This is a genomic window from Bradyrhizobium sp. HKCCYLS2038 (assembly GCF_051167655.1).
Lineage (GTDB): Bacteria > Pseudomonadota > Alphaproteobacteria > Rhizobiales > Xanthobacteraceae > Bradyrhizobium.
Genome location: NZ_JBNPTM010000003.1, coordinates 237,938 through 261,332 on the forward strand (window position 1 = coordinate 237,938; position 23,395 = coordinate 261,332).

The 23,395-nt window shown below is 65.4% G+C and carries 27 protein-coding genes and 2 tRNA genes; 14 read left to right on the forward strand and 15 right to left on the reverse strand.

Going from position 1 to position 23,395, the window contains the following annotated elements; translation table 11 throughout:
* Positions 1-197: 197 nt before the first annotated feature.
* From ACQR1I_RS14770 to ACQR1I_RS14790, 5 genes are all read left to right on the forward strand, one after another.
* A complete protein-coding gene (locus ACQR1I_RS14770) occupies positions 198-1,376 on the forward strand; it encodes an OpgC domain-containing protein (protein ID WP_434867208.1) in 1,179 nt (392 codons plus the stop codon).
* Between the two features lie 164 nt (positions 1,377-1,540).
* Complete coding sequence (locus ACQR1I_RS14775) at positions 1,541-1,945, forward strand: translational machinery protein (protein WP_434867440.1); 405 nt, start codon at positions 1,541-1,543, stop codon at positions 1,943-1,945.
* A 59-nt stretch (positions 1,946-2,004) separates the two neighbouring features.
* Positions 2,005-3,066 (forward strand): efflux RND transporter periplasmic adaptor subunit, encoded by a 1,062-nt coding sequence (locus ACQR1I_RS14780; protein ID WP_434867207.1) that lies wholly within the window; start codon positions 2,005-2,007, stop codon positions 3,064-3,066.
* Positions 3,063-4,298, forward strand: coding sequence for an ABC transporter permease (locus ACQR1I_RS14785; protein ID WP_434867206.1), 1,236 nt, complete (start codon positions 3,063-3,065; stop codon positions 4,296-4,298). The genes ACQR1I_RS14780 and ACQR1I_RS14785 overlap by 4 nt, the downstream gene beginning before the upstream one ends.
* Positions 4,295-4,999, forward strand: coding sequence for an ABC transporter ATP-binding protein (locus ACQR1I_RS14790; RefSeq protein ID WP_434867205.1), 705 nt, complete (start codon positions 4,295-4,297; stop codon positions 4,997-4,999). Before ACQR1I_RS14785 ends, ACQR1I_RS14790 begins: the two co-directional genes overlap by 4 nt.
* Before the next feature lie 332 nt (positions 5,000-5,331).
* Here ACQR1I_RS14790 and ACQR1I_RS14795 read toward each other — a convergent pair.
* From ACQR1I_RS14795 to ACQR1I_RS14810, 4 genes are all read right to left on the reverse strand, one after another.
* Positions 5,332-5,408: transfer RNA gene (locus ACQR1I_RS14795), tRNA-Pro, on the reverse strand.
* Between the two features lie 224 nt (positions 5,409-5,632).
* Positions 5,633-6,286, reverse strand: a complete 654-nt coding sequence (locus ACQR1I_RS14800; RefSeq protein ID WP_434867204.1) for a cold-shock protein — start codon at positions 6,284-6,286, stop codon at positions 5,633-5,635.
* Between the two features lie 200 nt (positions 6,287-6,486).
* Complete coding sequence (locus ACQR1I_RS14805) at positions 6,487-7,248, reverse strand: SIR2 family NAD-dependent protein deacylase (protein WP_434867439.1); 762 nt, start codon at positions 7,246-7,248, stop codon at positions 6,487-6,489.
* A 566-nt stretch (positions 7,249-7,814) separates the two neighbouring features.
* Positions 7,815-8,096, reverse strand: a complete 282-nt coding sequence (locus ACQR1I_RS14810) for a hypothetical protein (protein ID WP_434867203.1) — start codon at positions 8,094-8,096, stop codon at positions 7,815-7,817.
* Positions 8,097-8,247: 151 nt separating this feature from the next.
* Here ACQR1I_RS14810 and ACQR1I_RS14815 point away from each other — a divergent pair, with 151 nt between their 5' ends.
* Complete coding sequence (locus ACQR1I_RS14815; RefSeq protein ID WP_434867202.1) at positions 8,248-8,391, forward strand: hypothetical protein; 144 nt, start codon at positions 8,248-8,250, stop codon at positions 8,389-8,391.
* A 668-nt stretch (positions 8,392-9,059) separates the two neighbouring features.
* Here ACQR1I_RS14815 and ACQR1I_RS14820 read toward each other — a convergent pair.
* On the reverse strand, positions 9,060-9,362 hold the full coding sequence (locus ACQR1I_RS14820; protein ID WP_006614754.1) for an HU family DNA-binding protein: 303 nt from the start codon (positions 9,360-9,362) through the stop codon (positions 9,060-9,062).
* Positions 9,363-9,950: 588 nt separating this feature from the next.
* Here ACQR1I_RS14820 and ACQR1I_RS14825 point away from each other — a divergent pair.
* Entirely contained in the window at positions 9,951-10,403 is a 453-nt protein-coding gene (locus ACQR1I_RS14825; protein ID WP_012044102.1) for a VOC family protein, read from the forward strand.
* 318 nt (positions 10,404-10,721) lie between these two features.
* Positions 10,722-11,363, forward strand: a complete 642-nt coding sequence (locus tag ACQR1I_RS14830; protein WP_434867201.1) for a glutathione S-transferase family protein — start codon at positions 10,722-10,724, stop codon at positions 11,361-11,363.
* Between the two features lie 13 nt (positions 11,364-11,376).
* Here the strand turns inward: ACQR1I_RS14830 and ACQR1I_RS14835 are convergent, their stop codons facing one another.
* The 4 genes from ACQR1I_RS14835 to ACQR1I_RS14850 form a co-directional block, all read right to left on the reverse strand.
* Entirely contained in the window at positions 11,377-11,631 is a 255-nt protein-coding gene (locus tag ACQR1I_RS14835) for a porin (protein ID WP_434867200.1), read from the reverse strand.
* 76 nt (positions 11,632-11,707) lie between these two features.
* Positions 11,708-11,965 (reverse strand): PilZ domain-containing protein, encoded by a 258-nt coding sequence (locus ACQR1I_RS14840; RefSeq protein ID WP_434867199.1) that lies wholly within the window; start codon positions 11,963-11,965, stop codon positions 11,708-11,710.
* A 135-nt stretch (positions 11,966-12,100) separates the two neighbouring features.
* Positions 12,101-12,175, reverse strand: a tRNA-Glu gene (locus tag ACQR1I_RS14845).
* Between the two features lie 216 nt (positions 12,176-12,391).
* Positions 12,392-12,724 carry a Rieske 2Fe-2S domain-containing protein gene (locus ACQR1I_RS14850; protein WP_434867198.1) on the reverse strand — a complete coding sequence of 111 codons (333 nt, stop codon included), beginning with the start codon at positions 12,722-12,724 and terminating at the stop codon, positions 12,392-12,394.
* A 192-nt stretch (positions 12,725-12,916) separates the two neighbouring features.
* Between ACQR1I_RS14850 and ACQR1I_RS14855 the strand changes: the two genes are divergently transcribed.
* Entirely contained in the window at positions 12,917-13,669 is a 753-nt protein-coding gene (locus tag ACQR1I_RS14855) for a hypothetical protein (RefSeq protein ID WP_434867197.1), read from the forward strand.
* A gap of 308 nt (positions 13,670-13,977) precedes the next feature.
* Here ACQR1I_RS14855 and ACQR1I_RS14860 read toward each other — a convergent pair whose 3' ends face one another.
* The 3 genes from ACQR1I_RS14860 to hemA form a co-directional block, all read right to left on the reverse strand.
* Complete coding sequence (locus tag ACQR1I_RS14860) at positions 13,978-14,193, reverse strand: hypothetical protein (RefSeq protein WP_434867196.1); 216 nt, start codon at positions 14,191-14,193, stop codon at positions 13,978-13,980.
* A gap of 103 nt (positions 14,194-14,296) precedes the next feature.
* On the reverse strand, positions 14,297-14,872 hold the full coding sequence (locus ACQR1I_RS14865) for a hemerythrin domain-containing protein (RefSeq protein WP_434867195.1): 576 nt from the start codon (positions 14,870-14,872) through the stop codon (positions 14,297-14,299).
* Positions 14,873-15,019: 147 nt separating this feature from the next.
* Positions 15,020-16,249: a 5-aminolevulinate synthase gene (gene hemA / locus ACQR1I_RS14870; protein ID WP_434867194.1), complete on the reverse strand. Its 1,230-nt coding sequence runs from the start codon at positions 16,247-16,249 to the stop codon at positions 15,020-15,022.
* Between the two features lie 426 nt (positions 16,250-16,675).
* On the opposite strand from hemA, the gene ACQR1I_RS14875 reads away from it, so the two are divergent.
* The 4 genes from ACQR1I_RS14875 (at position 16,676) to ACQR1I_RS14890 (ending at position 20,174) form a co-directional block, all read left to right on the forward strand.
* Positions 16,676-16,915 carry a hypothetical protein gene (locus tag ACQR1I_RS14875; protein WP_434867193.1) on the forward strand — a complete coding sequence of 80 codons (240 nt, stop codon included), beginning with the start codon at positions 16,676-16,678 and terminating at the stop codon, positions 16,913-16,915.
* Positions 16,916-17,121: 206 nt separating this feature from the next.
* Positions 17,122-18,150 (forward strand): PrsW family intramembrane metalloprotease, encoded by a 1,029-nt coding sequence (locus tag ACQR1I_RS14880; RefSeq protein WP_434867192.1) that lies wholly within the window; start codon positions 17,122-17,124, stop codon positions 18,148-18,150.
* Positions 18,151-18,270: 120 nt separating this feature from the next.
* On the forward strand, positions 18,271-18,858 hold the full coding sequence (locus ACQR1I_RS14885) for an HdeD family acid-resistance protein (protein ID WP_434867191.1): 588 nt from the start codon (positions 18,271-18,273) through the stop codon (positions 18,856-18,858).
* A gap of 230 nt (positions 18,859-19,088) precedes the next feature.
* The gene (locus ACQR1I_RS14890) at positions 19,089-20,174 is read left to right on the forward strand and encodes a 3-deoxy-7-phosphoheptulonate synthase (RefSeq protein WP_434867190.1); all 1,086 of its coding nucleotides are present in this window, start codon (positions 19,089-19,091) and stop codon (positions 20,172-20,174) included.
* Positions 20,175-20,221: 47 nt separating this feature from the next.
* Here ACQR1I_RS14890 and ACQR1I_RS14895 read toward each other — a convergent pair whose 3' ends face one another.
* Genes ACQR1I_RS14895 through epmA form a run of 3 tightly spaced genes read right to left on the reverse strand, consistent with a single transcriptional unit; the run spans position 20,222 to position 22,638 of the window.
* On the reverse strand, positions 20,222-20,458 hold the full coding sequence (locus ACQR1I_RS14895; protein WP_434867189.1) for a hypothetical protein: 237 nt from the start codon (positions 20,456-20,458) through the stop codon (positions 20,222-20,224).
* Between the two features lie 36 nt (positions 20,459-20,494).
* Positions 20,495-21,589 carry a lysine-2,3-aminomutase-like protein gene (locus ACQR1I_RS14900; protein WP_434867188.1) on the reverse strand — a complete coding sequence of 365 codons (1,095 nt, stop codon included), beginning with the start codon at positions 21,587-21,589 and terminating at the stop codon, positions 20,495-20,497.
* Entirely contained in the window at positions 21,586-22,638 is a 1,053-nt protein-coding gene (gene epmA / locus ACQR1I_RS14905) for an EF-P lysine aminoacylase EpmA (RefSeq protein WP_434867187.1), read from the reverse strand. The genes ACQR1I_RS14900 and epmA overlap by 4 nt, the downstream gene beginning before the upstream one ends.
* Positions 22,639-22,788: 150 nt before the next feature.
* Here epmA and efp point away from each other — a divergent pair, with 150 nt between their 5' ends.
* A complete protein-coding gene (gene efp / locus ACQR1I_RS14910) occupies positions 22,789-23,355 on the forward strand; it encodes an elongation factor P (RefSeq protein WP_015666849.1) in 567 nt (188 codons plus the stop codon).
* Positions 23,356-23,395: the final 40 nt, after the last annotated feature.

Consider the following 23,395-nt stretch of genomic DNA (forward strand, 5'->3'; position numbering starts at 1 on the left):
TGGTCGTGTGTTTGGCGGAAACGGCCGGGATGGGGTACACGCAGACGTCAGCACGGAACGGTGATTCCCATCCTGGACATGACCGTTTATCGTGCCCGTATAGTCATTCTGCCGTCCCGTGACAATCTCGGTCGACTGCCACGGCACCTCCCCGCTCCCCGAACCTTCCTCTTTCAAAACAGTGCGTTGAAGCGGCCATGAAAATCAATGCGACGCTGCCCGAGAAGGGGCGCGACCTTCGGCTCGACCTGTTTCGCGGGATCGCCAACTGGGCGATCTATCTCGACCACATCCCCGACAATGTCGTGAACTGGATCACGACCAGGAATTACGGCTTCAGCGACGCCGCCGACCTGTTCGTGTTCATCTCCGGCTACACGGCGTCCTTCGTCTACGCCCGCATGATGATCGACCGCGGCTTCATCGTCGGCGCGACGCGCCTGACCAAGCGGGTGTGGCAGCTCTACGTCGCCCACATCGTGCTGTTCGTGATCTACATCGTCGCGATCAGCTTTCTGGCGACCCGGTTCGGCGCCTCCGATATCATCGACGAGTTCAACGTCGCCGGCCTCGTCGATCACGCCAGCGACACGCTCGCGCAGGGCCTGATCCTGAAGTTCAAGCCGGTCAATCTCGACGTGCTGCCGCTCTATATCGTGCTGATGGGCTTCTTCCCGCCGGTGCTGTGGATGATGCTGCGCCAGCCGGACCTGACGATGATCGTCTCGATCGTGCTGTGGCTCGTGGCGCGGCAGATGGGCTGGAATTTCGCGGCCTATCCGGCCGGCACCTGGTACTTCAATCCGTATTGCTGGCAGGTGCTGTTCGTGTTCGGCTCGTGGTGCGCGCTCGGCGGCGCCCGCCGCTCGATGGGCATCATCATGGCGCCAGCGACACTCTATTTCTGTATCGCCTATATGCTGCTCGCACTGATCATGACGATGGCCGGCCGCTTCCCCGATCTCGGGGCAATGTTTCCGCACTGGCTCTATGCGGCGTTCAACCCGAACGACAAGACCAACCTCGCGCCCTACCGCTTCCTGCATTTCGTGGTGATCGTGATCCTCGTCATCCGCTTCGTGCCCAAGGAGTGGCCGGGCCTAGAGTGGAAGGGGTTCGATCCGCTGGTGGTGTGCGGCCAGCAGTCGCTCGCCGTGTTCTGCGTCGGCGTGTTCTTGTCCTTCATCGGCCACTTCACGCTGATGCTGAGCTCGGGTTCGCTGCTCGCGCAGATCCTGGTCAGTGCGGCCGGCATCGCCATCATGACGACGGTCGCCTACTACATTTCGTGGTCGAAGCGGCAGGACAAGCCGCTGCCGAAGCCGGCGGCAGCCAAGCCAGAGCCAGCAGCTGCGAAGTCAGCCGTACCAAGCTGAGCCCTCGCCGGCGGGCGAGCACACGGCTTGCCCGTTGACCTGCATCAAGGGGTCTCGTCGAGGTCCCGCTAAGGTCCTGATCACACGGAATGCCGCGCCCGCGGCGCGCTCGCTCCGTGGCGAGCGCAGGCTGCATGCGGCGACTTGCTGACAAGGACCAGATCATGTCGACCCATTTTCACGCCATCGTGTGGCTCGATCACAGCCAGGCCAAGCTGTTCCATATCGGCCTGACCGGTGCCGACGAGGTGACGCTGCATCCGCATCTGCAGACCAAGCACCTGCACCACAAGGCGAACGTGACCGGCAGCGGCCACGCGGCGACGGACAAGCATTTCCTCGAGGAGATCGCGGCGGCGCTGAACGATGCCGGCGAGATCCTGATCATCGGACCGGCCGGCGCCAAGACCGAGCTTGCGAAGCATCTGCACGAGAAGCATCCTGCGATCGCAAAGCGCGTTGTCGCGGTCGAGGCCGCTGATCATCCGACCGATCGCCAGATCGTGGCCTACGCGAAGCAGCACTTCAAGATGGCGCCGCCCCGCGTCGCGACGGGCACCGCGGGCTGAACCGGCCGTCCCGTCGCAGGGTCCGTTCGACCATGGACATGCAGACGCCGGATCAATCCATGTCCATTCCTGCCACGCCGGCTGCCGATCGCAGCCGGCGTCGCTTTCCCTGGTCCGGACTGCTCGCGACCGTCGTCGCCGTCGTGGTATTGGCGGGCCTCGCGGCGTGGTGGCTCCGTGGCCCAGAGGTCACGACTGCCCGCATCGCGCGTGGCGTCGCGGCGGAGATCGTCTACGCGACCGGTGCGGTCGAGCCGGAGACGTGGTCGCGGACCACGCCGCTGGTGCGCGGCCGCATCGTCGAACGCTGCCGCTGCGAAGGCAAGGCGGTGAAGGCCGGAGACGTGCTGGCACGGCTCGACGACAAGGAAGCGCTGGCCACGCTGAACGATCTGCGTGCCCAGGAAGAATTCCAGCTACGCGAGTTCGACCGTCAGTCGCAGCTGCTCGCCCGCGGCGCGGCGACCTCGCAGACCTATCAGCGGGCCGAGAGCGACTTGGCGCGCATCCGCGCCCAGATCGCGGCACAGAGCCAGCGGCTCGACTATTTCAAGCTGGTCGCGCCGATGGACGGCATCGTGCTCAAGGAGGACGGCGAGGTCGGCGACATGGTCGACCCCGGCACCATCCTCTACCGCGTCGGCCTGGAAAAGCCGCTGTGGGTGGTGGCCGACGTCAACGAGGAGGACATTCCGCGCGTCCACGTCGGCCAGAAGGCCCTGCTGCGCACGGACGCGTTCGGCAACCAGGCCCTGCCCGGCACCGTCAAGCAGATCACGCCCGCCGGCGATCCCATTGCGAAGACGTTCCGCGTCCGGATCGGCCTGCCGGATGACACGCCGCTGCGCGTAGGCATGAGCGTCGAGGCCAACATCGTCAGCCGCGAGGCGGCCAACGCGCTGCTCGCGCCGGCCAATGCCGTCGTCAACAACAGCCTGCTGGTGATCGAGAACGACCGCGTGCACCGGCGCAAGGTGCGCATCGGCATTCGCGGTTCCGCGGCCGTCGAGATCCTCGACGGCGCCCAGGAAGGCGAGCGTGTCGCCGCGCCCGCCACCGCCGATATCAAGGACGGCGCACGCGTCCGGCCGATCGACAGCGAAGCGTCGCCGCCGCCATGAGCCTGGTCCTCGCCATCGCCTGGACCCATGTGCGCCACCGCGCCCGGCAGACGCTGGTCGCGATCGCCGGGGTCATGACCGGTGTCGCGTTCTCGGTGATGATGGCGGCGATGATGGAGGGCTCGCAGGACGACTTCATCCGCACGCTGGTCGACGCACTGCCGCACATCTCCATCACCGACGAGTTGCGCGAGCCGAGCCGGCAGCCGGCAGACCAGTTCTATGCGGCGGCGGAATTCCATGGCCTGACCCCGAACGTGCGCAGGCCCGGCATCAAGAACCCGATGGCGACCATCGCCTCGCTGCAAGCCTGGGTGCCGGGCGCGCTCACGGCGTCGGTGCAGTCCAAGGCCGTGCTGCGCTTCGCCGGCCGCAATCTGACGGTGTCGATCATCGGCATCGATCCGCATACCGAGGCCGAGGTCTCGACGCTCGCCAGCCACATGCGGCAAGGCAGCCTGAATTCGCTGTATCGCTCCTCGCACGCCATCCTGCTCGGCGACCGGCTCGCCGCCAAGATCGGTGCGCGGGTCAATTCCAACATCACGCTCGCCTCGGCCGAGGGCACGAGCATGAACGCCACCGTGGTCGGCACCTTCCATTCCGGCTTCCGCGCCACCGACGAAACCACCGGCTACGTGCTGCTGCGCACGGCCCAGACCCTCCAGCGTCAGACCGGCATCATCAACGAGATCCGGGTGCGCACCAACGATCCGATGCAGGCGCGGCTGATCAGCGAGCGCATCGGCGAGCAGACCGGCTACAAGGCGATCTCCTGGCAGGAGGCGCAGGAGGACCTGCTTGCCGCGATTACCCTGCGCAACGTGCTGATGTACACCATCGTCGGCGCCATCCTGCTGGTCGCGAGCTTCGGCACCTACAACATCATCTCCACCATCACCCATGAGAAGACCCGCGACATCGCCATCCTGAAATCGCTCGGCTTCCGCGACCGGACCATTCGCGCCATCTTCATCATCGAGGCGTTGTTCATTGGCATGACCGGCGCCGTGTTGGGCTGGGCGGCGGGCTATCTGCTGACGCGGGGTCTCGCCTCGCTCGAGTTCAAGACGCCGTTCTCCGACTACAATCATTTGCCGGTGCTGTATTCGGTCAAGCACTATCTGCTCGCCACGGCCGTCGCGCTGGTCTCCAGCCTGGTGGCCGGCTACTTCCCCGCCCGCGCCGCCGCCCGGCTGCATCCTGTCGACATCATCCGGGGCGCGACGTGAGCCCGCCGCTGATCGAGGCGCGGAAGGTGACCAAGATCCTGCCGGGCGAGGTGCCGGTGACGCTGGTTGCCGACATCGATCTGGCGATCCAGCCCCGCGAGTTCATCGCCATCACCGGCCCCTCCGGCTCGGGCAAGTCGTCGCTGCTCTATCTGCTCGGCCTGCTCGATCTGCCGAGCCAGGGCGACGTGCTGATCGACGGGCGCTCGACCTCGGCAATGAGCGAAGACGAGCGCGCCGAGGTCCGGCTGTCGCGGCTCGGCTTCGTCTTCCAGTTTCATTTCCTGCTGCCGGAATTCTCGATCACCGAGAACGTGGCGCTGCCGATGCGCGCGCTCGGCCGGCTGTCGCCGCGCGCAATCGCGCAACGCGCCGAAGAGCTGCTCGCCTCGCTCGGGCTCGCCGATCATCTGCGCAAGACGCCGGATAAACTGTCGGGTGGCCAGCGCCAGCGCGTCGCGGTGGCGCGGGCGCTCGCCAACGATCCGCCTGTCATCCTCGCCGACGAGCCGACCGGCAGCCTCGACACCGCGGCCACGGCCCAGGTGTTCGGCATCCTGCGTGATCTCGTGATGGTCAGGGGCAAGACGGTGGTCGCGGTCACGCACGACCTCAACCTCGCCGCGCAGATGCAGCGGCGCGTGCACATCATCGATGGAAGGCTGGCCGATGATGCACGGACCACGCCGACGACGCGCTGATGCGATGCTGGCAGATTGACGGGGCGGGCGGTACCAGAGCGCGGCGCATGTAATTGATTTAGCGCAAAGACGCCTCACGTCGATTCCGCTGTTGTGCGGCTTGGCGGATGTTCCTTCCCCGGATTCACCCGCTCCACTTCGGATGCTCCCGGGTTTTGCCGCTGCGGGGGCATCCGAATTTTTTTGTCTTGCGACCGCATCGGCTCGGCGCCGACCACGTCGTTCACCGACGTCTCGAGAGGTACGCTCGCGAGCTTTACGCTCTCAACGGCCAACGGCCGAGCAATCCTCGAGGCGAAATTGGTCCCCCGGGCGCGCCACCGTGATGGGAGTGGTCGGGGCAGCTGGATTCGAACCAACGACCTGCAGTACCCAAAACTGCCGCGCTACCAGGCTGCGCTATACCCCGATATCCCTTGCAGGACCACTGTCCTGGGAAGGCACGTCACTACACGGTCGCGGCTTCGGCAGCAAGGCCGCGGACCGCCCGGTTCCGGCTTGGCCGCAACGACACATGTGGTCCAGGACAGCGTCCACACGCCCCGCCCTCGCCGCAACGCGCCCCTCCAAACGACGAGGCCCCACGGAGGCAGCTCCCCGGGGCCATCAGCGTTCGATATCCGTCTGACGCGTTCAGTGCGACGACAGCGCCGGCGATCCGGTCTCTGGATGGATCTCGGCTGCCATCATGCCCTTGGAGCCCGGCCCAAAGCGAACCAGGACCCACTGGCCTGGCCGCAACTCGGTCATGCCGAACCGCCGCAGGGTCTCCATGTGGACGAAGATGTCCGGCGTGCCCTCACCGCAGGTCACGAAGCCGAAGCCGCGCAGCCGGTTGAACCACTTGACCTGCGCCCGCTCCAGCCCGCTGGTCGGCGTGACCGTGACGTGGGTGCGCGGCGGCAGCATCTGCGCCGGATGGATCGCCGTCGACTCGTCCATCGAGACGATGCGGAAGGCCTGATAGCCCTTGGAGCGCTGCACGCACTCGACCACCAGTCGAGCGCCTTCATAGGCGGTCTGATAGCCGTCGCGCCTGAGCACCGTGACGTGCAGCAGCACGTCCGGCCAACCATTGTCGGGAACGATGAAGCCGTATCCCTTGGAGGCGTCGAACCACTTGATCACGCCGCTGATCTCGACGAGCTCCTCGCCGAGACCGGCGAGCGCATCGATCGAAGCGTCGCGCGCCACCCCGCCTTGATAGTCTGCCCCGAGCCGGTTGGGTGCAGCCACACCCGTAACCGGTAACCCGAGCTTCTTGGACTCAAATCCGTCCGACCCCATAACCCCGGACCCCACAGATCAATTTATGAGCCGCCACCCCTGCAACGGCGCCTTCAGCATGCACTCATCGATTGTACCCAGACGAGTCACGCGAATCTCTCGAATCAAAAGATAACATTCCCTTGTGCCTCGCATAGACAAAAATCGGATTCAGTAAGGCATATGAACAGCGTTGCGGGCAAAAATGCATCAACTTCCGTTCAATTACGGATGAAAGGTCCGAGTACCTCACCAATGTCATCGTGGATGACGAGGTCGGCAACGTCATCCTGATCAGTTGGTTCCCGATTGATGATCACCAGTCGCGCACCTGCCCGCTTCGCCATCAGCGGAAAGCCCGCGGCCGGCCACACGACCAGCGAGGATCCGATCGCGAGGAAGAGATCGCAATGCTGCGCAAGCTCGGTCGCGCGTTGCATCTCCGCTTCCGGCATCGCCTGACCGAACGACACCGTCGCGGTCTTCACGGGCTCGGCGCAGGCCGGACAGTCGGGCGCCGCCTTGTGCTGCGTGAAACGCTGCCGCACCCAGTCGAGCTCGTAGCGCTGCCCGCAGCCGATACAGCGCGCATAGGTGGTGTTGCCGTGCAGCTCGATGACGTGATCGGCGGCGAAGCCCGAGTCCTGATGCAGATTGTCGATGTTCTGGGTGATCACGGCCGGGATCTTGCCAGCGCGGTAGAGCGAGGCGAGCGCGCGGTGGCCGCGTCCGGGATGCGCCGCCGCAAATGTCTCCTGCATCGCGAAGCGCCGCCGCCATGCCTCATCGCGTGCATCCTGGCTGGCGACGAACTCGTCGAAATGGATCGGCCGGTTGCGCGTCCATAGTCCTCCCGGCGAACGGAAGTCGGGAATGCCCGTCTCGGTCGATATCCCAGCGCCCGTAAATGGCACGATCACTTTGGCTGCGGCGATCATCTCGCCCAACCGGTCCACACCACCTTGCGCATGAGATCGGATCATCGACGCCCACCCCGCGACGAGACAACGCGTTCGCCACCGCGACGATACCACAACGGCGACGGCAGATGTGCGCTCCCCGATGGTGCACGTTCGACACAAGCGGAACGAGTCGCCGCGCGGGATTCTACCGCAACGATGCCCACCCTCGTCGCTGTCCCCAGACAACCGGCGCGCCCGGACAACGTTGCTGGTGCTGTCCGCAATCGCGCCTCAATTGCCCGTCCACATCGCGCCGGCGATTCGCCAAGTAGTTTGTCACGCGTCTCGAGGCGAGGCTCGCACCCATCGCACCGGAGCAGAGAGGATCCGTGGGAAAGAAAGAGACGAAGGACGACCGGCGCGCCCGGGAGCGCGCCGAGATCACGGCAAGGATTGCGCGATTCAAATCGACCCAGGAAAGGTTCGCGCGCGAACGCGAGGAATATGCAAGCCAGGCGTGGCGGAAAGCGCAGCGCGGCGAAGCGGCGGACTAGCGCAGCGATCGGCACGATCCCCAGCGGACGCGCTGAGCGCCACCCATGAAAAGAGCCCGGAGGCTGACCTCCGGGCTCTTTGGGTTTCACTGATTACCAGTGGTGCCGCCAGTGGTGGTACCGGTGATAATAAGGGCCGCCATAATAGGCGTAGGGACCAGGCGCGTACACGTAGCGCGGCCCGCCGTAATAGCCGTAACCCGGGCCATAGTAGTACGGTCCCGACGCGGCGACCGCGCCCGCCGTCAGCGCGCCGGCAGCCAGACCGAACGCGAGACCCGGACCGATGCCGCGCGCCTGCGCCGGAGCCGGCGCAGCAATCGCCGTTGCGGCGACGGCGCCTGCGGTCGCCAGAATTGCCAATGTTTTTCTCATCATGTCCTCCAATTCCGATGCGACCGAACAACGCGGACGGCCGGGCTTTGGTTGCAGTCCGCACACCGTCGTGAGCACCGGAACCCGATGGGTGTCAGCCGGTTCATCAAGTGACGCCGCCGTCCATCGTCGGCCAAGCGGGGGATCTCTGATGGCATCTTGGCTGGAACTTCTATTCAACATCATTGGCTATGGCGGCTTCGTCGTGCTCGCCTCGCATCATCCCGAACATGCGGTCGCTGATACCGGCGGGGAGCGCGTGCTCGACGAGACGGATCTTTCCGAACGGGTCTGACGGGTCATCATCCACCGGCCATCCCCAGCATATCCACAGGCCGCTTCCCAGACGCTTCGTCCTGCAGACCAACGACTTGCTGCGCAACATCCGCGCGGCTGTCCCCACCAGCCTCCTGCGCTCTCGCCAGATGGGTATGGGGCCGTCGCGACGAGCACTCCTGACACTTAGTTGCTCCGTCATGGCCGGGCTTGTCCCGGCCATCCACGTGGTTCTCAGAGCGCTGAGCGATGTGGATGGCCAGGACAAGCCGGGCCATGACGACTTGGAGGAAGTCCAGCGCGCACCCCTCCCTATCGTCAAATGCGATAGCCGGATGGCTACTCCACCTGCCCTCGCCAGATTCTCGAAAAGCCGTTGAACCTCTCGGCGGCAAGCCAAGACACATCAGTACTGGGGATTTCAGGGCCCAGTCTTCGAGGGTGGCGCCAGGCGACGATGATACTCCGTCGCGCTGGCGCTGCTGTCGTTTGAGCGGCCGCCGACCGCACCAGGGCGGCCCATAGGTGCGGTGTATGCCAGCGTATGCGCCACGGCCGCGCCCGGACGGCAGCCTGCACGGTACAGCACGACCGCTCGGCGATGGCGCGCTCAATGCTGCGCCCAACAGAAAAGGCCCCCTTTGCAGGGGGCCTCTGTGTCTCGATCGAGACGATCGCCGATCTCAATCAGGCAACAGCGTCCTTGGCGGCCTTGACCGGGCGCGCGCGCACGATCTTGCGGGCCGGCTTGGCCTTGAACATCATCTCTTCGCCGGTGAAGGGGTTGGTACCCTTGCGCGCCTTCACGGCCGGCTTCTTGACGACGACGAACTTGGCGAAGCCCGGCACCAGGAACACGCCGTTCTTCTTCAGCTCCTTGTGGCCGACGTCGGTCAGCGTCTCCATGACGTTCTTCACGTCACGCTTGGACAGCTCGGTGGTGGTCGCAATCTTCTCGATCAGCTGCGACTTGGACAGTTGGGTAGCCATCGTATCTCCTTAGGATTGGTAGCGTGAATGACGAGACGACTGCGCGGCTATCAGCGCATTGCTGCGCAGACGGGTCGGGGCTTTCTGGCTGCATTGCACAGCCGTGACTTCAGTCGTCTGGTGGACGTATCACCCCGCGCTTTTTCGGGATTCTCCTGCATTTCAAGGGGCCCCGAAGCACCCATAGCGGCAGCAAAATTCCAACGCAGCGCCAAGAAGTCAAGCTGCGATGGCGCTCGAAGCGACCAGGCGATTCATTTTCCCCTATATTTCTAGGCATTTTCGACCTTCTTGCGTGATTTTGGCCGCACATGACCGCCGGAAAGCGCTGAAAAACCCGAATGCGAGCGGCATTGTGCGCACGCAGGGACGTCGCGAATCACTGCTGAAATAGGGATTCGCAGGCGGTGCGCGGCTGATCGAACGGTCAGCGGGCGAGCGCGCCGCGGCCGAGGCCGCAGGATTCGATGCGGTTGCATGCCATGCCGATCATCAGCCCTGATGCCCCCGGGAAAGATTTGCTGCTATGGATCGACGTCCAAGGGCGGTCGTTGAACGTCCGCCTCAAGCTTCAGGGAGACCCAAACGATGCGCTATCTCCACACCATGCTGCGCGTGCGCAATCTCGACGCTGCGCTGAAATTCTATTCCGACGCGCTCGGCCTCAAGGAGGTGCGGCGGATCGACAACGACAAGGGCCGCTTCACGCTGGTGTTTCTCTGCGCACCCGAAGATGAACACCTGCTGAAGAGCCTGCCGCCGACGCGCGGCGCGCCGCTGGTCGAGCTCACCTACAATTGGGACGAGGAGAGCTATGGCGAGGATCGCTTCTTCGGTCATCTCGCCTATGAGGTCGACGACATCTACGCGACCTGCGACCGCCTGATGAAGCTCGGCATCACCATCAACCGGCCGCCGCGCGACGGCAACATGGCCTTCGTCCGTTCGCCGGACCTGCATTCGATCGAGCTGTTGCAGAAGGGCGAGCCGAAGGCTCCGGCCGAGCCCTGGCTGTCGATGCCGAACACCGGACATTGGTGAGATCAGCCTTCCCGCATCGTGCCCGGAACATCACCGCCCCCCTCGCGTTGTCGCTCCGATTGACGGAGAGATACGAGGAGGCCGAGATGGGTCGAGGAATCTTGCTGTGGTTGTTGGGCGTGCCGATCCCGGTGATCATTCTGCTGTGGCTGTTCTTCGGCCGCTGATGGCCGGGAACGACCGCAAGCACGACTGATCACGCGACGCGTTCAAGCGACGCGACACGTTCAACCGAAAAGCCCCGCGAGATGCGGGGCTTTTTGCGTGAGATGCGCTATCAAGGCGGCAGCAGCACTCAAGCCATGACAGGAGCCGATCGTGCCCGCCGCAACGCAACTGACGATCTGGGGACGCCGCAATTCGGTGAACGTGCAGAAGGTGCTGTGGTGTCTGGACGAGCTCGACATCGCCTACGAGCGCATCGATGCCGGCATGCAGTTCGGCCGCAACAATGAGCCCGACTATCTCGCGATGAACCCGAACGGCCGCATCCCGACGCTGGTCGAGGGTGATTTCGTGCTGTGGGAGAGCAACGCGATCATGCGTTACCTCTGTCTCTCCCACGGTGGGAACACGCCGCTGTACCCATCTCTGCCGCGGCAGCGGGCCACGATCGAGCGCTGGCTGGATTGGACCCTGTCGGCGGTGCAGCCGATCGAACGTCCCTTGTTCTGGGGACTCGTGCGCACCCCAGCCGAGCAGCGCGACATGTCTGCGCTGCAGAAGGCCGCTGACGAGGCCGCGGTGATGTGGCGCATCCTGGATGCGCATCTCGCCGGGCGGACGTTCGTCGAAGCGGAAACATTCACGCTCGCGGACATCGCGCTCGGCGCCTATGCGCGGCGCTGGTTCGGCGTTGAAGGCGTGGTCAAGCCGGATCTGCCCAGCATCAGCCGCTGGTATCAACTGATCTCGCAGCGGCCGGCCTTCATGCGCCACATCGCGCCACCGCTGTCCTGATCACACGGAGCGCTCAGCGCCCGAGCGAGCCGCCGGCCCCGACCCGCAACTCGCCGCCTACTTTGACACACGTGTCGGTGCCCTCGACGCGCACGAAGTTGGGGCCGTAGGACGCACACGGATTGATCTTGGCCGCGCCGGAACGCGGCGTGAGGCGGCTCGTGGCCGCAGCCTTTGGCGACAACAGCGACATGCCCTGGGAACCCGCAGAGGCCGCGGGAACGATGACGAGCCAGGCGATCGTGCCGACAACGAGGGATCTGAACATCACCCTTGTTAACGCATCCGGTGCGACGGCGCTCGCCAAAACATCCGAGTGCGGAGATGTCTCCGGGAGCGCGGCCTTAGCGACCGATGAACTTCACGCCCACCGACGCGCCGCGGCGCCACATCACCTGGCACAACCGCCCCGTCCGTGCGTCCCTCGCAAACGCCAGCCGGATGGTCGCAGGCAGCGCCGCAGCATCTTCCAAGGTGAGCTTGGCGCCGGAACTCGAGATGTCCTGGACGAGGCAATGGCGCACGGCAAATCCGCCATCCAGCGTAATCCACGCCGGCTGCTTCATCGATTTGCGGGCTTCTCGCTTCTTTGGCGCGGCCATCATCCTGCTCCTGCTCAACTGCTGCAGTACGGCAAGGACCCTAATGGACGGTTGACCGGGGCGAACAACCTCGTCCGCCGTTCGGCGCGGGGCGATGATGGCTTCAATTCTGGGAACACTGCGCGCCGCGCCAAGTGGCGCTCCCTAGCGGAATCGAACCGCTCTCTCCACCGTGAAAGGGTGGCGTCCTAACCGATAGACGAAGGGAGCAAGACGTCCGATGTCGCGGAGGCCATAGGACCGCCGGCGCCATCGTCGTTTGCACGCTCTTGGCAAAACCCACGTCAAATCAGCGACTTGAGACGATGATTTGCGAGGTCGGCTGAACCACCGAGGTGATTCCGTGCCGCGCGCGCCGAACGTATAGAGGCGTTTTCCTGGCCGGGCAAGCCGCCCGTGGCGGTGACTTCGGTACGCCCGTCCCTGTCAGCGCGCCGCGAACAGCGGCGAGATGCCGTCGGTGTCGATATACACCACGCCATCCTCGACCTTCACCTTGTATTCCGCCAATGCGCTCTCCTGCGGATGAACGGGCATGCCGGTCAGAGCGTCCCAGGTCCAATTGTGGACGGGGCAGCTGAGCAGCTTGCCGTCGAACCCAGCGTCCTCCAACGGCGCTGCGGTGTGCGGACAGATGCCCTGATAGGCCTTGAGCGGACCGTTGTCCGGCCAGGCAAGCATGATGAGCTGGGCATCCGCGATGACCAGGCGCATGCCGCCTTCGTCGATCGTGTCGGCCTTGCAGACGCGGGTGAACATGAACGCCCTCCTCCCTGTCCCGAGATCAAGCGCGTAGCAAGACTCGTTCCCCGGCGAGACCGGCGAAACAAAACATCGAAAAGCGCTGGCACCCTTCTTGCTGCCGCATCGCAGAGACCGCGTTGTGATCACCGCAATGTCGTGAAAGCGACAGAGCGCGCGATCCGGCGGCAAGCTGCGGCGGAGTGCGACATGACCGATATGACGGAGCTGAGGACGCGCAAGGAGCCGCTCAATCTGGCCATCGTTCATGTCGATCCCGACGCATTCATCGCAAATCTCATGGGTTGGCTTGAGATCACGGCCTTCATCAAGGCGCAGCGTGCGGGCGAGGCCAGCGTGCCCGCCGATGGCAGGACGCCCCCTCTGTCGGCGGCACAGTTGAAGAACGGCGGCGTCCACGAGGTCGGCAACGATGCGCTGTTCGCCTTCGCGATGACGGCCGCGTTGAAAGGCGACAAGGCGGCGGTCGACAAGGTCGAGGCCGCGCTGCTCGATCAGATGGGCAAGGATTTTCCCGGCTCGTTCGCCCTGTGGCACTTCCGCACGGCGATCGAAGCGCCGACCACGCTGGACGACTTCGTCGGCCAGGCCGGCAAGAAGATGCTGACAGGCGACCTGCCGCCACCGCCGCTGCGCGCCAAGGAGAACTGGAGCGCGGGCCTGCGCTTCTTCGAGAAGGCGCGCAAGTCCAACTTCGTCCACGAGATCATGTATCCGCTGGCGAAATGGACGCGGGCCCGCTGGACCGAGACCGCCGAGAAGGGCGTCGCCTTCCTGCATCACATCGAGGACAATGTCCCGGTGCTGCGCGAGGTTCTGGAGGAGCCGCGCAACGACCAGGCGTTCATTGCCAACGTCCTGCTGAGGCTCGCGCCTGCGGTCGATATGGAGCTCAACGAGGAGTACCAGGGGTTCCTGCGCTCGCTCGCCCGGCGCAACTGAACGAAGCAATCGTTACAGGGCGAATGAAGCAGCCCGGTCGACGCCTGATCAGGCGATCGCGAAATGGTCACCACGCAAAAAGGCCGGCGGGCGTTACGCCGCCGGCCCCTTGTCGCGACTGTCGGCTCCGGCCGTCCGATTCCGTCGCACTCCTGGGGGAGTATGCGAACAGGGTCGCGCCGGCTGGTTAACGATCAGTTAATTTACAACTATCACAATACCCAAATCTCAGCCCTCACACCTAGGCGCCGGACCCTTGGAGACCGGGCGCGGCGCGAGATCGGCGGGCGGCGGGGTTGTCGTTGGCTTCAGCTCAGCAGTAGCGCGCGCTTCTTGTCGCGACGAAGCTTGAGCTCCTGGCAGCCGGCAAGACGCACAAACTCCTGCGGATACATATCGTAGCCGTGACTGCCATACGCATTCTGCTGCGCCATAGGCGTCTGCGCTGGTCGGTCAGCGGGACGCCCGACAGCTCCGGTCGATGCGCCCCTCACCGGATCGAGCCCGGTATTTGAAACGGCCATAGCGTGCTCCGTGAAAGAGTGCCTGCCCCCCAGTGGAACTATAGTCCGTTGCAGGCCCGGCGCAATTGAGACAAAACGACCTTGTTGCGAAACCGAGGCGTCTTCAGCTCGCGGCGCGGGCCAGCTCGGCCTCCTGCTCCCAGCGCAGGATGGTGCGCTCGAGATTGTGGAACTTCTCCGCGACCTCGCCTGCGAACAGCGGGTCCTTGCGGTCTGACATGCGCGCGTCGATGTCGGCCCAGTCTTCGGGACGCAGCGCGTGCAGGGCCGCCGGAAACAGCAACGTCTCCTCCTTGCGCAAATGCTCGCGCTGGCTGTCGATGAACTCGTGCACGGCGGCGTGGAAGCTTTCGCGCAGGATCTCCTGGTCGGCCAGCACGGCATTGACGGCCTCGGCGAAGCCGCGCAGCCGCTGTGCCTCGCTCTCATGCTCGTCGTCGACGTCGCCATAGGTGGCGGCCGCCGCCGGATCGCGCTCGCGCAGCTTGCCGAAGATCATCTCCTCCTTGGGATGATGACAGCTCTGCGGATAGTCCTCGAAATAGGCGATGATGCTCTGGAGAATGTCGTAGTCGGGCCGCCGGTTGTGATCGAACAGGTCGAGCTCGTGCTCAAGCACCACGAGCAGCCTCTCGATATTTCCATGCTCTTCCAGCAGCGCTTCGATGATCTTGGCCATGGCTGCCCTCGCCTGTGTGCCGGCCGGGCCCGGCCGAACCGGCTTGTTCCTTGATGCCAAAAGACTACGCCCGCGCGAGCGCGGGCGGCATTGCGGCAGATCAAACTGACAGGATGATCTGACAGGTTGGCGGGACAGCCGGACTGCCTACTCAGCCGCCAGCGCCTGCGGTTTTCGGGCGAGCCCAAGCCGGTCCCAGACGTCGACCAGCGCCTCGGCGAGCGCGTCGATCAGGCGATCATCATGGTAGGGCGACGGCGTGATCCGCAGCCGCTCCAGGCCGCGCGGCACGGTCGGATAATTGATCGGCTGGATGTAGATGCCGTGCTCGGACAGCAGCAGGTCGGATGCCATCTTGCACTTCTCGGGATCGCCGACATGCACCGGCACGATGTGGGTGTCGGACGGCATCACCGGCAAGCCGGCGGCGTTCAGTACCGCCTTGAGCCGGGCAGCCCGGTCCTGGTGCCGGTCACGCTCCCATTGCGAGGTCTTGAGGTGACGGATCGCAGCGGTGGCGGCGGCGCACACCGGCGGCGGCAGGGCGGTCGTGAAGATGAAGCCCGGCGCGTAGGACCTGACCGCATCGATCAGGTTGGCATTGGCGGCGATATAGCCACCGAGGCAGCCGTAGGCCTTGGCGAGCGTGCCTTCGAGAATGTCGATGCGGGCCATCGCGCCATCGCGCTCGGCAATGCCGCCGCCGCGCGGACCGTACATGCCGACGGCGTGAACCTCGTCGACATAGGTCAGCGCGTTGTAGCGCTCGGCGAGGTCGCAGATGCGATGCAGCGGCGCGACGTCGCCATCCATCGAGTACAGGCTTTCGCAGACGATCAGCTTGGGCCGGTCCGGATCGGCGGCGCGCAGCAGCTCCTCGAGATGGGCCAGGTCGTTGTGCCGCCAGACCTGCTTCTCGGCGCCGGACTTGCGGACGCCCTCGATCATCGAATTGTGGTTCAGCGCATCCGACAGCAACAGGCAGTTCGGCAACAGTTTTGCGATGGTCGAGATGCCGGTCTCGTTGGAGACGTAGCCCGAGGTGAACACCAGCGCCGCCTGCTTGCCGTGGAGATCGGCGAGCTCGCGCTCGAGCTCGATCAGCGGATGGTTGGTGCCGGCGATGTTGCGGGTGCCTCCGGCGCCCGTGCCCATGCGCGCGGCGACGTCGACCATGGCGCCGATCACCTTCGGATGCTGGCCCATGCCGAGATAGTCGTTCGAGCACCAGATGACGACGTCCCTCGGGCCTTCGGGCGAATGCCAAATCGCGCGCGGAAAACGACCTGCAAGGCGTTCGAGATCGGCGAACACGCGATAGCGGCGCTCCTGGTGCAGTTGATCAAGGGCGCGGTCGAAATAGCTGTCGTAGTTCATGATCTCACTTCGTCCTTCCCCTGCCCGGCGGCTTGCCACCGGAGTTCCAGCCGGCCCTCAAGGGTCTGTCGCCCCGCTACCAAAGACCGGTTCTGCGCAGCGTTCGTTGATCCAGATCAGCCATCAGGCAGGTTGCCGGGCATCGCCGCCCGCTCTGGACCAGGGAGCGATGGAGCAGCGGCAAGTTGGGTTGGTGCTCTCAGCGCCAAACGCATGTCGTGCGCTGGAGGAGCACTCCCGTCCTGCGAGCAATGCGCCGCATTCGCAGCCTCACCCGCGCCAGGAATTTTAAACTTGGGCGACATTGGCCAAACATTTGCACCCTTTCGCGGCGAACTATGGCAGGCATCGCTGGCGCGAGCCGACCACCCAGACCTGGGTCAGAACTGCATCGTGCGCCGCCGCCGGCCGCATAAGAGGGGCATCATGAGAGGTCTTCCACTGGTCCTTGCGACGCTTGCCATCAGCCAGGCCGCCCATGCCGAGGGGCTGGAGTGCCGTCGCGTCGCCGATCCGACCCCGCGGCTGAGCTGCGTCGAGACGCCGACGACGGCCCAGGCCCCAGCGCCGGGCCGAACCGACGGCTGGACGCCGCCCGACCCGCGGCCGCAAGCCCCGGTGCGGGACGGCGATGGTGTCGCGCCGAGAGGCTCCCGGATCCGCTGAGGCGATCGGCAGGCGGGCGGCGCGGACGCAGGAGCCGGCGAAACAATAACCTGCGTGATCATGCCTTGATGAACGGCTGTTTTTGCCGACATGTAGGTGGTCTTGCAGGTGGTCTTGCCGCGCGACGTTGGAGCGGCGCCCGCCTTGCGACCGCCGCATGAATGAACAGCCGGTGCCACCGGGCGGGCATCGAATGATTGGAGACCATGGCCTACCTGCCGTCACAAATGAGCCTGCTCGAGGCGCTCGCGACCGTGGTCGGAACCGCCGCGATCGCGCCTGCCCTGCTCATCCTCTGGCTGGTGGTCGCAGCGGGTGACAATTCGGGGCCACCGCTCAAGATCTGGACGGCGTTCCTGCTCGGCGCAGCCAGTGTACTGCTGCTCGGCATCATCCGTGCGCCGTTCCAGCACATCGGATTGTCGATCGAGAATCCCTGGATCGCGCAGCTGGTCAGGGCGCTGTTCAGCGTCGCCCTGCCCGAGGAAATCGCCAAGGTCGCGGTGATCGCAGCGCTCTGGTCGCGGCGCCGGCAAGTCGGCAATGCCATGGACACCGTGTTCTACGGCGCGGCGGTCGGCCTCGGCTTTGCGGCCTACGAGAACCTCGCTTATCTCGTCCAGCATGCCGAGATGTGGCGCTCGCTGGCGATCCTGCGCAGCGTGCTCACCGTGCCCTTCCACGGCGCGCTCGGCATCATCGCCGGCGCCTATCTCGCGATCGCCCGCACCGGAACGGCGCTCGGCGCCAACAGGCACAATCGCGACTGGGCGCGGATGTCGAGCTGGGCGCTGGTGTTGGCCGCCCCCGTGCTGCTGCATGCGGCCTTCGACTATCCGTTGCTGCTGCTGCAGCGCGCGTCCAACCTCGATTCCACCTCGCGTCTCTGGCTCGGCGGCGCCAGCGTGCTGATCGGGTTCTCGTCGATCGGCTTTGCCGTGCGGCTGGTGCGGCGGGTCGCCCATCACCACACGCCGCGCACCGAGCTGGCGCGGGCGCGGCTAAGCCAGCTGCGCCGGATGTGGGCGTTGCTGCTGCTCGGCGGCGCGGCCGGCTTCGTCGGCCTCGGCTTCGTGCTGACCTCGGTCCGGCACTGGCTGTTCAACCCGGATCGCAACCTCGCCGGCGTCCTGGTTCCACTCGGGCTGACGGCGATCCTGTTGGGCGCGGCTCTCCTGGTTGTCACGACCACGATCTATGTTTTCGGCCGCAACCGGATGCGCACGACCGCGTAGACGCAACATCCGCGGAACTCGATTGCAACGAAACGGGCGGCGCGCGCTTGTTCCCGCCGTCGGTCCTCCCCATCTGCGTGGGCAGACGGGCACGGCGTGCCGTCGTCGGAGTGATGATCAATGACCCTTCCCCAGGATACGATTCCGCCCGAGTTGGAACGCATGAGGTCGCAGATGAGCGCGGCCGTGCGCGCGCATTGGAAGGCCTTTCTGATCGAGGGCATACTGCTCGTGGTGCTCGGGCTACTCGCCATGATCCTCACGCCGCTGGCGAGCCTTGCGGTCACGATCTTTCTCGGCTGGATGTTCCTGGTCGCCGGAGTCGCGGGGCTCGCGCTGACCTTCTGGGCGCGCGGCATGCCCGGGTTCTGGTGGTCGCTGCTGTCGGCCGTTCTCGCCATCGTCGCCGGCCTCATCCTGGTGGCGCAGCCGGTCCAGGGCACGCTCACGCTGACCGTCGTGGTCGGCGTCTATTTCCTCGCCGAGGGCGTCGCCACCATCATGTACGCGCTGGAGCACCGGCGCGAATTGTCCGGGCGCTGGTCGTGGCTGGCGATCTCCGGCATCGTCGACATCGGCATCGCCGGCATCATCATTTCCGGCCTGCCGGGCACGGCGGCCTGGGCGATCGGCCTCCTGGTCGGCATCAATCTGTTGTTCGGCGGCCTGTCGATGATCGGCATGGCGCTCGCGGCCCGAAACGCCTGAGTCAGACGCCGGCGAACTTTCAAGATGACAAGCGGCCCCGCGGCCGCTATAGGGACAACATGATCAACGTCGCCACCAGCTATTATTGGTACTTTATCTACGACAGCTCGCTGGCGGCGGGAGGATCGCGCTCAATCTGACACATTGCAGCAAGATATCCGAACAAGCCGCCAGACCTGGCGGCTTTTTTTGTGCCGGCAGGTGCCCTTCAAGTGACACAGGAGCCCGCCGTGCTGAGTACGACAGACGATCTTCGCATCAAGGAAATCAAGGAACTGAGCCTGCCGGTTGAGGTGATGGACGAGATTCCGCGCACCCTCACCGCCACCCGCGTCGTGATGGCCGCGCGCAACGCGATCCACGCCATCCTGACCGGCGGCGACGACCGCCTGCTGGTCATCGTCGGTCCCTGCTCGATCCATGACCCCAAGGCGGCGCTCGACTACGCCAGCCGCCTCGCCGCCTTGCGCGAGCGCCTGAGCGACCGGCTCGAAATCGTGATGCGGGTCTATTTCGAGAAGCCGCGCACGACAGTGGGCTGGAAGGGCCTGATCAACGATCCCGATCTCGACAACTCGTTCGACATCAACAAGGGCCTGCGGCTGGCGCGCAACGTGCTGTCGGCGGTCAACAATCTCGGCCTGCCCGCCGGATGCGAATTCCTCGACATGACGACACCGCAATACATCGCCGACCTCGTCGCCTGGGCGGCGATCGGCGCGCGCACGACCGAGAGCCAGATCCACCGCGAGCTCGCCTCCGGCCTGTCCTGCCCGGTCGGCTTCAAGAACGGCACCGACGGCAACATCCGCATCGCCACCGACGCGGTGAAGTCGGCGGCGCATCCGCATCATTTCATGGCGGTGACCAAAGGCGGGCGCTCCGGCATTGCGGCGACCACCGGCAACGAGGACTGCCACATCATCCTGCGCGGCGGCTCGGGCCCGAACTACGACGCCGCTCACGTCGAGCAGGCCTCGGCCGAGCTGGTCAAATCCGGCCTGCCGGCACGGCTGATGATCGACACCAGCCACGCCAATTCGAGCAAGAAGCCGGAGAATCAGCCGCTCGTGGCCGCCGACATCGCCGGCCAGCTGGCCAAGGGCGAGGAGCGCATCATGGGTGTGATGATCGAAAGCCATCTCGTGGCCGGACGTCAGGACGTGAAGCCCGGCGTGCCGCTGACCTATGGCCAGAGCATCACCGACGGCTGCATCGGCTGGGACACGACGGTCGAGGTGCTGGAGCAGCTTGCCGATGCGGTGGCCGCGAGGCGCGCTCTGCGGCGCGATGCGCTGCGCGAGCGCTCGGCCTGATCCGCATCAACGACGCGGCGCGCTTTTCGGGCGCGCCGCCCGGCGGCTCAGCAGCCGCGGCAGATGCTCTTGATCTTGCGGTCGAGCTCGCGGTCTTCCTTGGTCTTGCCGCTCATCGAATTGTCCTCGGCCTGTTCGGCCTGGGGCAGATCGGCCGGGCGCGGCTGGCGGCGCTTCTTCCCGGCCTGCGTCGTGGAATCGCCGCTCATGCCGCTGCTCTGCGCCAGCACCGCGCCGTCGGCCACCAGGATCAGGAGCCCCATCGCGATCGCAAGTTTCTTCATGTTGCTCCTCCGTGTCAGCGGAATCGGCCAATCACTTCATTCCCCAGCGGGCGGATAGAGGTGCGCCTCGCCGCAATAGTCAACCACACGATAGCGCCGTTGCGCAGCTTCGGCATGATCCTGCGCAACAGAATCCTCGGCAGTGATGTATTGCGGCCCGACCGGGACCTTGCCGTAGCCGCCGGGAATGTCGAGCACGTAGTCCGGCTGGCACAGCCCGGACACGCGGCCGCGCAACGCCCGAATCAGCGCCTGTCCCTGCGCGAGCGTGGTGCGCAGATGCGCGGTGCCCGGCGCCAGGTCGCCGTGATGCAGATAATACGGCTTGATCCGCGTCTCGACGAAGGCCCGCATCAGTGCCTCCAGAGTGGCCACATCGTCATTGATCCCGCGCAGCAGCACCGACTGGCTGACCATCGGGATGCCCGCGTCGACCAGCCGTGCACAGGCGGCGCGCACCGACGGGGTCAGTTCGCGCGGATGATTGGCGTGCAGCGCCACCCAGGTCGCCGCGCCCTGTACCTTCAACGCATCGACCAGAGCCTGTGTGATGCGCTGGGGATCGGCGACCGGCAGCCGCGTATGAATCCGGATGATCTTGACGTGGTCGATCGCCGCGAGCTCGGCCATGATCTCCTGCAGCCGGCGCGGCGACAGCATCAGCGGATCGCCGCCGGTCAGGATCACCTCCCAGATCTCGCTATGGGCGCGGATGTAGTCCAGCGCGCCGCGATACGCAGTCTCCGACAGCGCATTGTCCTTGCCCGGCCCGACCATCTCGCGGCGGAAGCAGAACCGGCAATACACCGCGCAGACATGGACGAGCTTGAGCAGCACGCGGTCGGGATAGCGATGCACGATGCCCGGCACCGGCGCATGCGCGTCATCGCCGATGGGATCGTCGCGCTCGCCAGGGGCCGCAATCAGTTCGTCCGCCGACGGCACGAACTGGCGCGCGATCGGATCATTCGGATCGTCGCTGTCGATCAGGTCGGCGAGATGTGTTGTCACCGCGACCGCATAACGCTCCGCGACGCGCTCAAGCACCGCCTGCTCGGACGGCGCAGCCAGGCCCTGCGCGACGAGATCCGCCGCGCTGCGCAAGGTCGTCGGACGCTCGATCCGGTTCATCGCTCACCTGCCGGCGGCGTCCACACCACCTGATCGATCCTGAGCGCGCCGGCCGCCAGCATCACCAGCCGGTCGAAGCCGAGCGCGACGCCGCTCGCCTGCGGCATCTCGGCCACAGCGGCGAGGAAATCCTCATCGAGCGGATAGCGCTCGCCATAGCGCCGCTGCTTCTCGTCCATCTCCGCCTCGAACCGCCGGCGCTGCTCGGCCGCGTCCGTGAGCTCGCCAAAACCGTTGGCGAGCTCGACGCCGCAGGCATAGACCTCGAACCGCTCGGCGACGCGGGGATCCGCCGCCGTCACCCGCGCCAGCGCGGCCTCCGGGGTCGGATATTCATACAGCACCGTCACCCGCCCGTTGCCGAGCTGCGGCTCGACGTGCTCGACCAGCACCTTGCTGAAGAGGTCCGACCAGGTGTCGTCGTCGCTGACCCGGACCTTGCCCTGCACCGCCGCCGCCAGCGCGTCGCGATCGCCGGTGCGGTCGCGGATCGTCGCCAGCAGGTCGATCCCGGCGTGACGTTCGAAGGCTCCGGCCACCGTCAGCAGCTGCGGCTCGGCGTAGGGATCCGCGGTCCGGCCGCGAAAGGCAAACTGGCGGATTCCGGTCGCCTGGGCGGCATGGGCGATCACCACCACGGTATCGGCCATGATGGCGTCGTACGGCGCCTCGGCCCGATACCACTCCAGCATGGTGAATTCCGGCAGATGCAGATCGCCGCGCTCGCGGTCGCGGAAGACGCGGGCAAACTCGAAGATGCGCCGCTCCCCGGCCGCCAGCAGCTTCTTGCAAGCGAATTCCGGAGAGGTCCTGAGATACCGCCGATGCCGCGTTCCATCCGCGGCCGCCAGCTCCGTGGCCGGCGCGTGCAGATGGGTCTCGTTGCCCGGCGACAGCTGCAGAATGCCGGTTTCGACCTCGGCAAACCCCTGCTCGTCGAACCAGGCCCGCAGCGCCCTGGTGATGGCCGCCCGCGCCTGCAGGAACGGCCTGACGTCGGCGTGCCGCTGCGGCGACCACCAGGGGGAAGGTGCAGGCTCCCGGGCCATCAGGCGATCGCCCGCTGGGGGCGCAAAAGGCTGGCCAAAAGACTGGCAACGCCGGACAAAATCAGTATGTTGCCGCCCGAAACCGCATCCCGCGTCACATGGCGCCCAGGCCCTGCCCGGCGCCCCCTTTTCAGTGTCAGGAAAACAGCTTTGAAAGTCATCGCCAGCTCTATTCGCAAGGGTAACGTCATTGAGCAAGATGGAAAGCTCTATGTCGTCGTGACCGCCGAGAACATCCATCCCGGCAAGGGCACCCCGGTCAGCCAGATCGAAATGCGCCGAATCAGCGACGGCGTGAAGATCTCCGAGCGCTACAAGACCACCGACCAGGTCGAGAAGGCGACGATCGAGGAGCGCAACTTCACCTTCCTGTACGAAGATGCCGACGGCTTCCACTTCATGAACCCGGAGAGCTACGATCAGGTCCAGGTGCCGAAGGACGTCGTCGGCAATCAGGCGGCCTATCTCCAGGAGAACATGACCGTCAAGCTGTCGATGCACGACGTGGTGCCGGTTTCGATCACGCTGCCGCAGCGTGTCACGCTCGAGGTCGTCGAGACCGAGCCGGTCACCAAGGGCCAGACCGCGTCGTCGTCCTACAAGCCGGCCGTGCTCTCCAACGGCGTTCGCACCGGCGTGCCGGCGCACATCACCGTCGGCACCCGGATTGTCGTGATGACCGAGGACGGCTCATACTGCGAGCGCGCCAAGGACTGACCACCGTGTTGGTCTGACGCGTGAGCAGCTGACGCCGGGG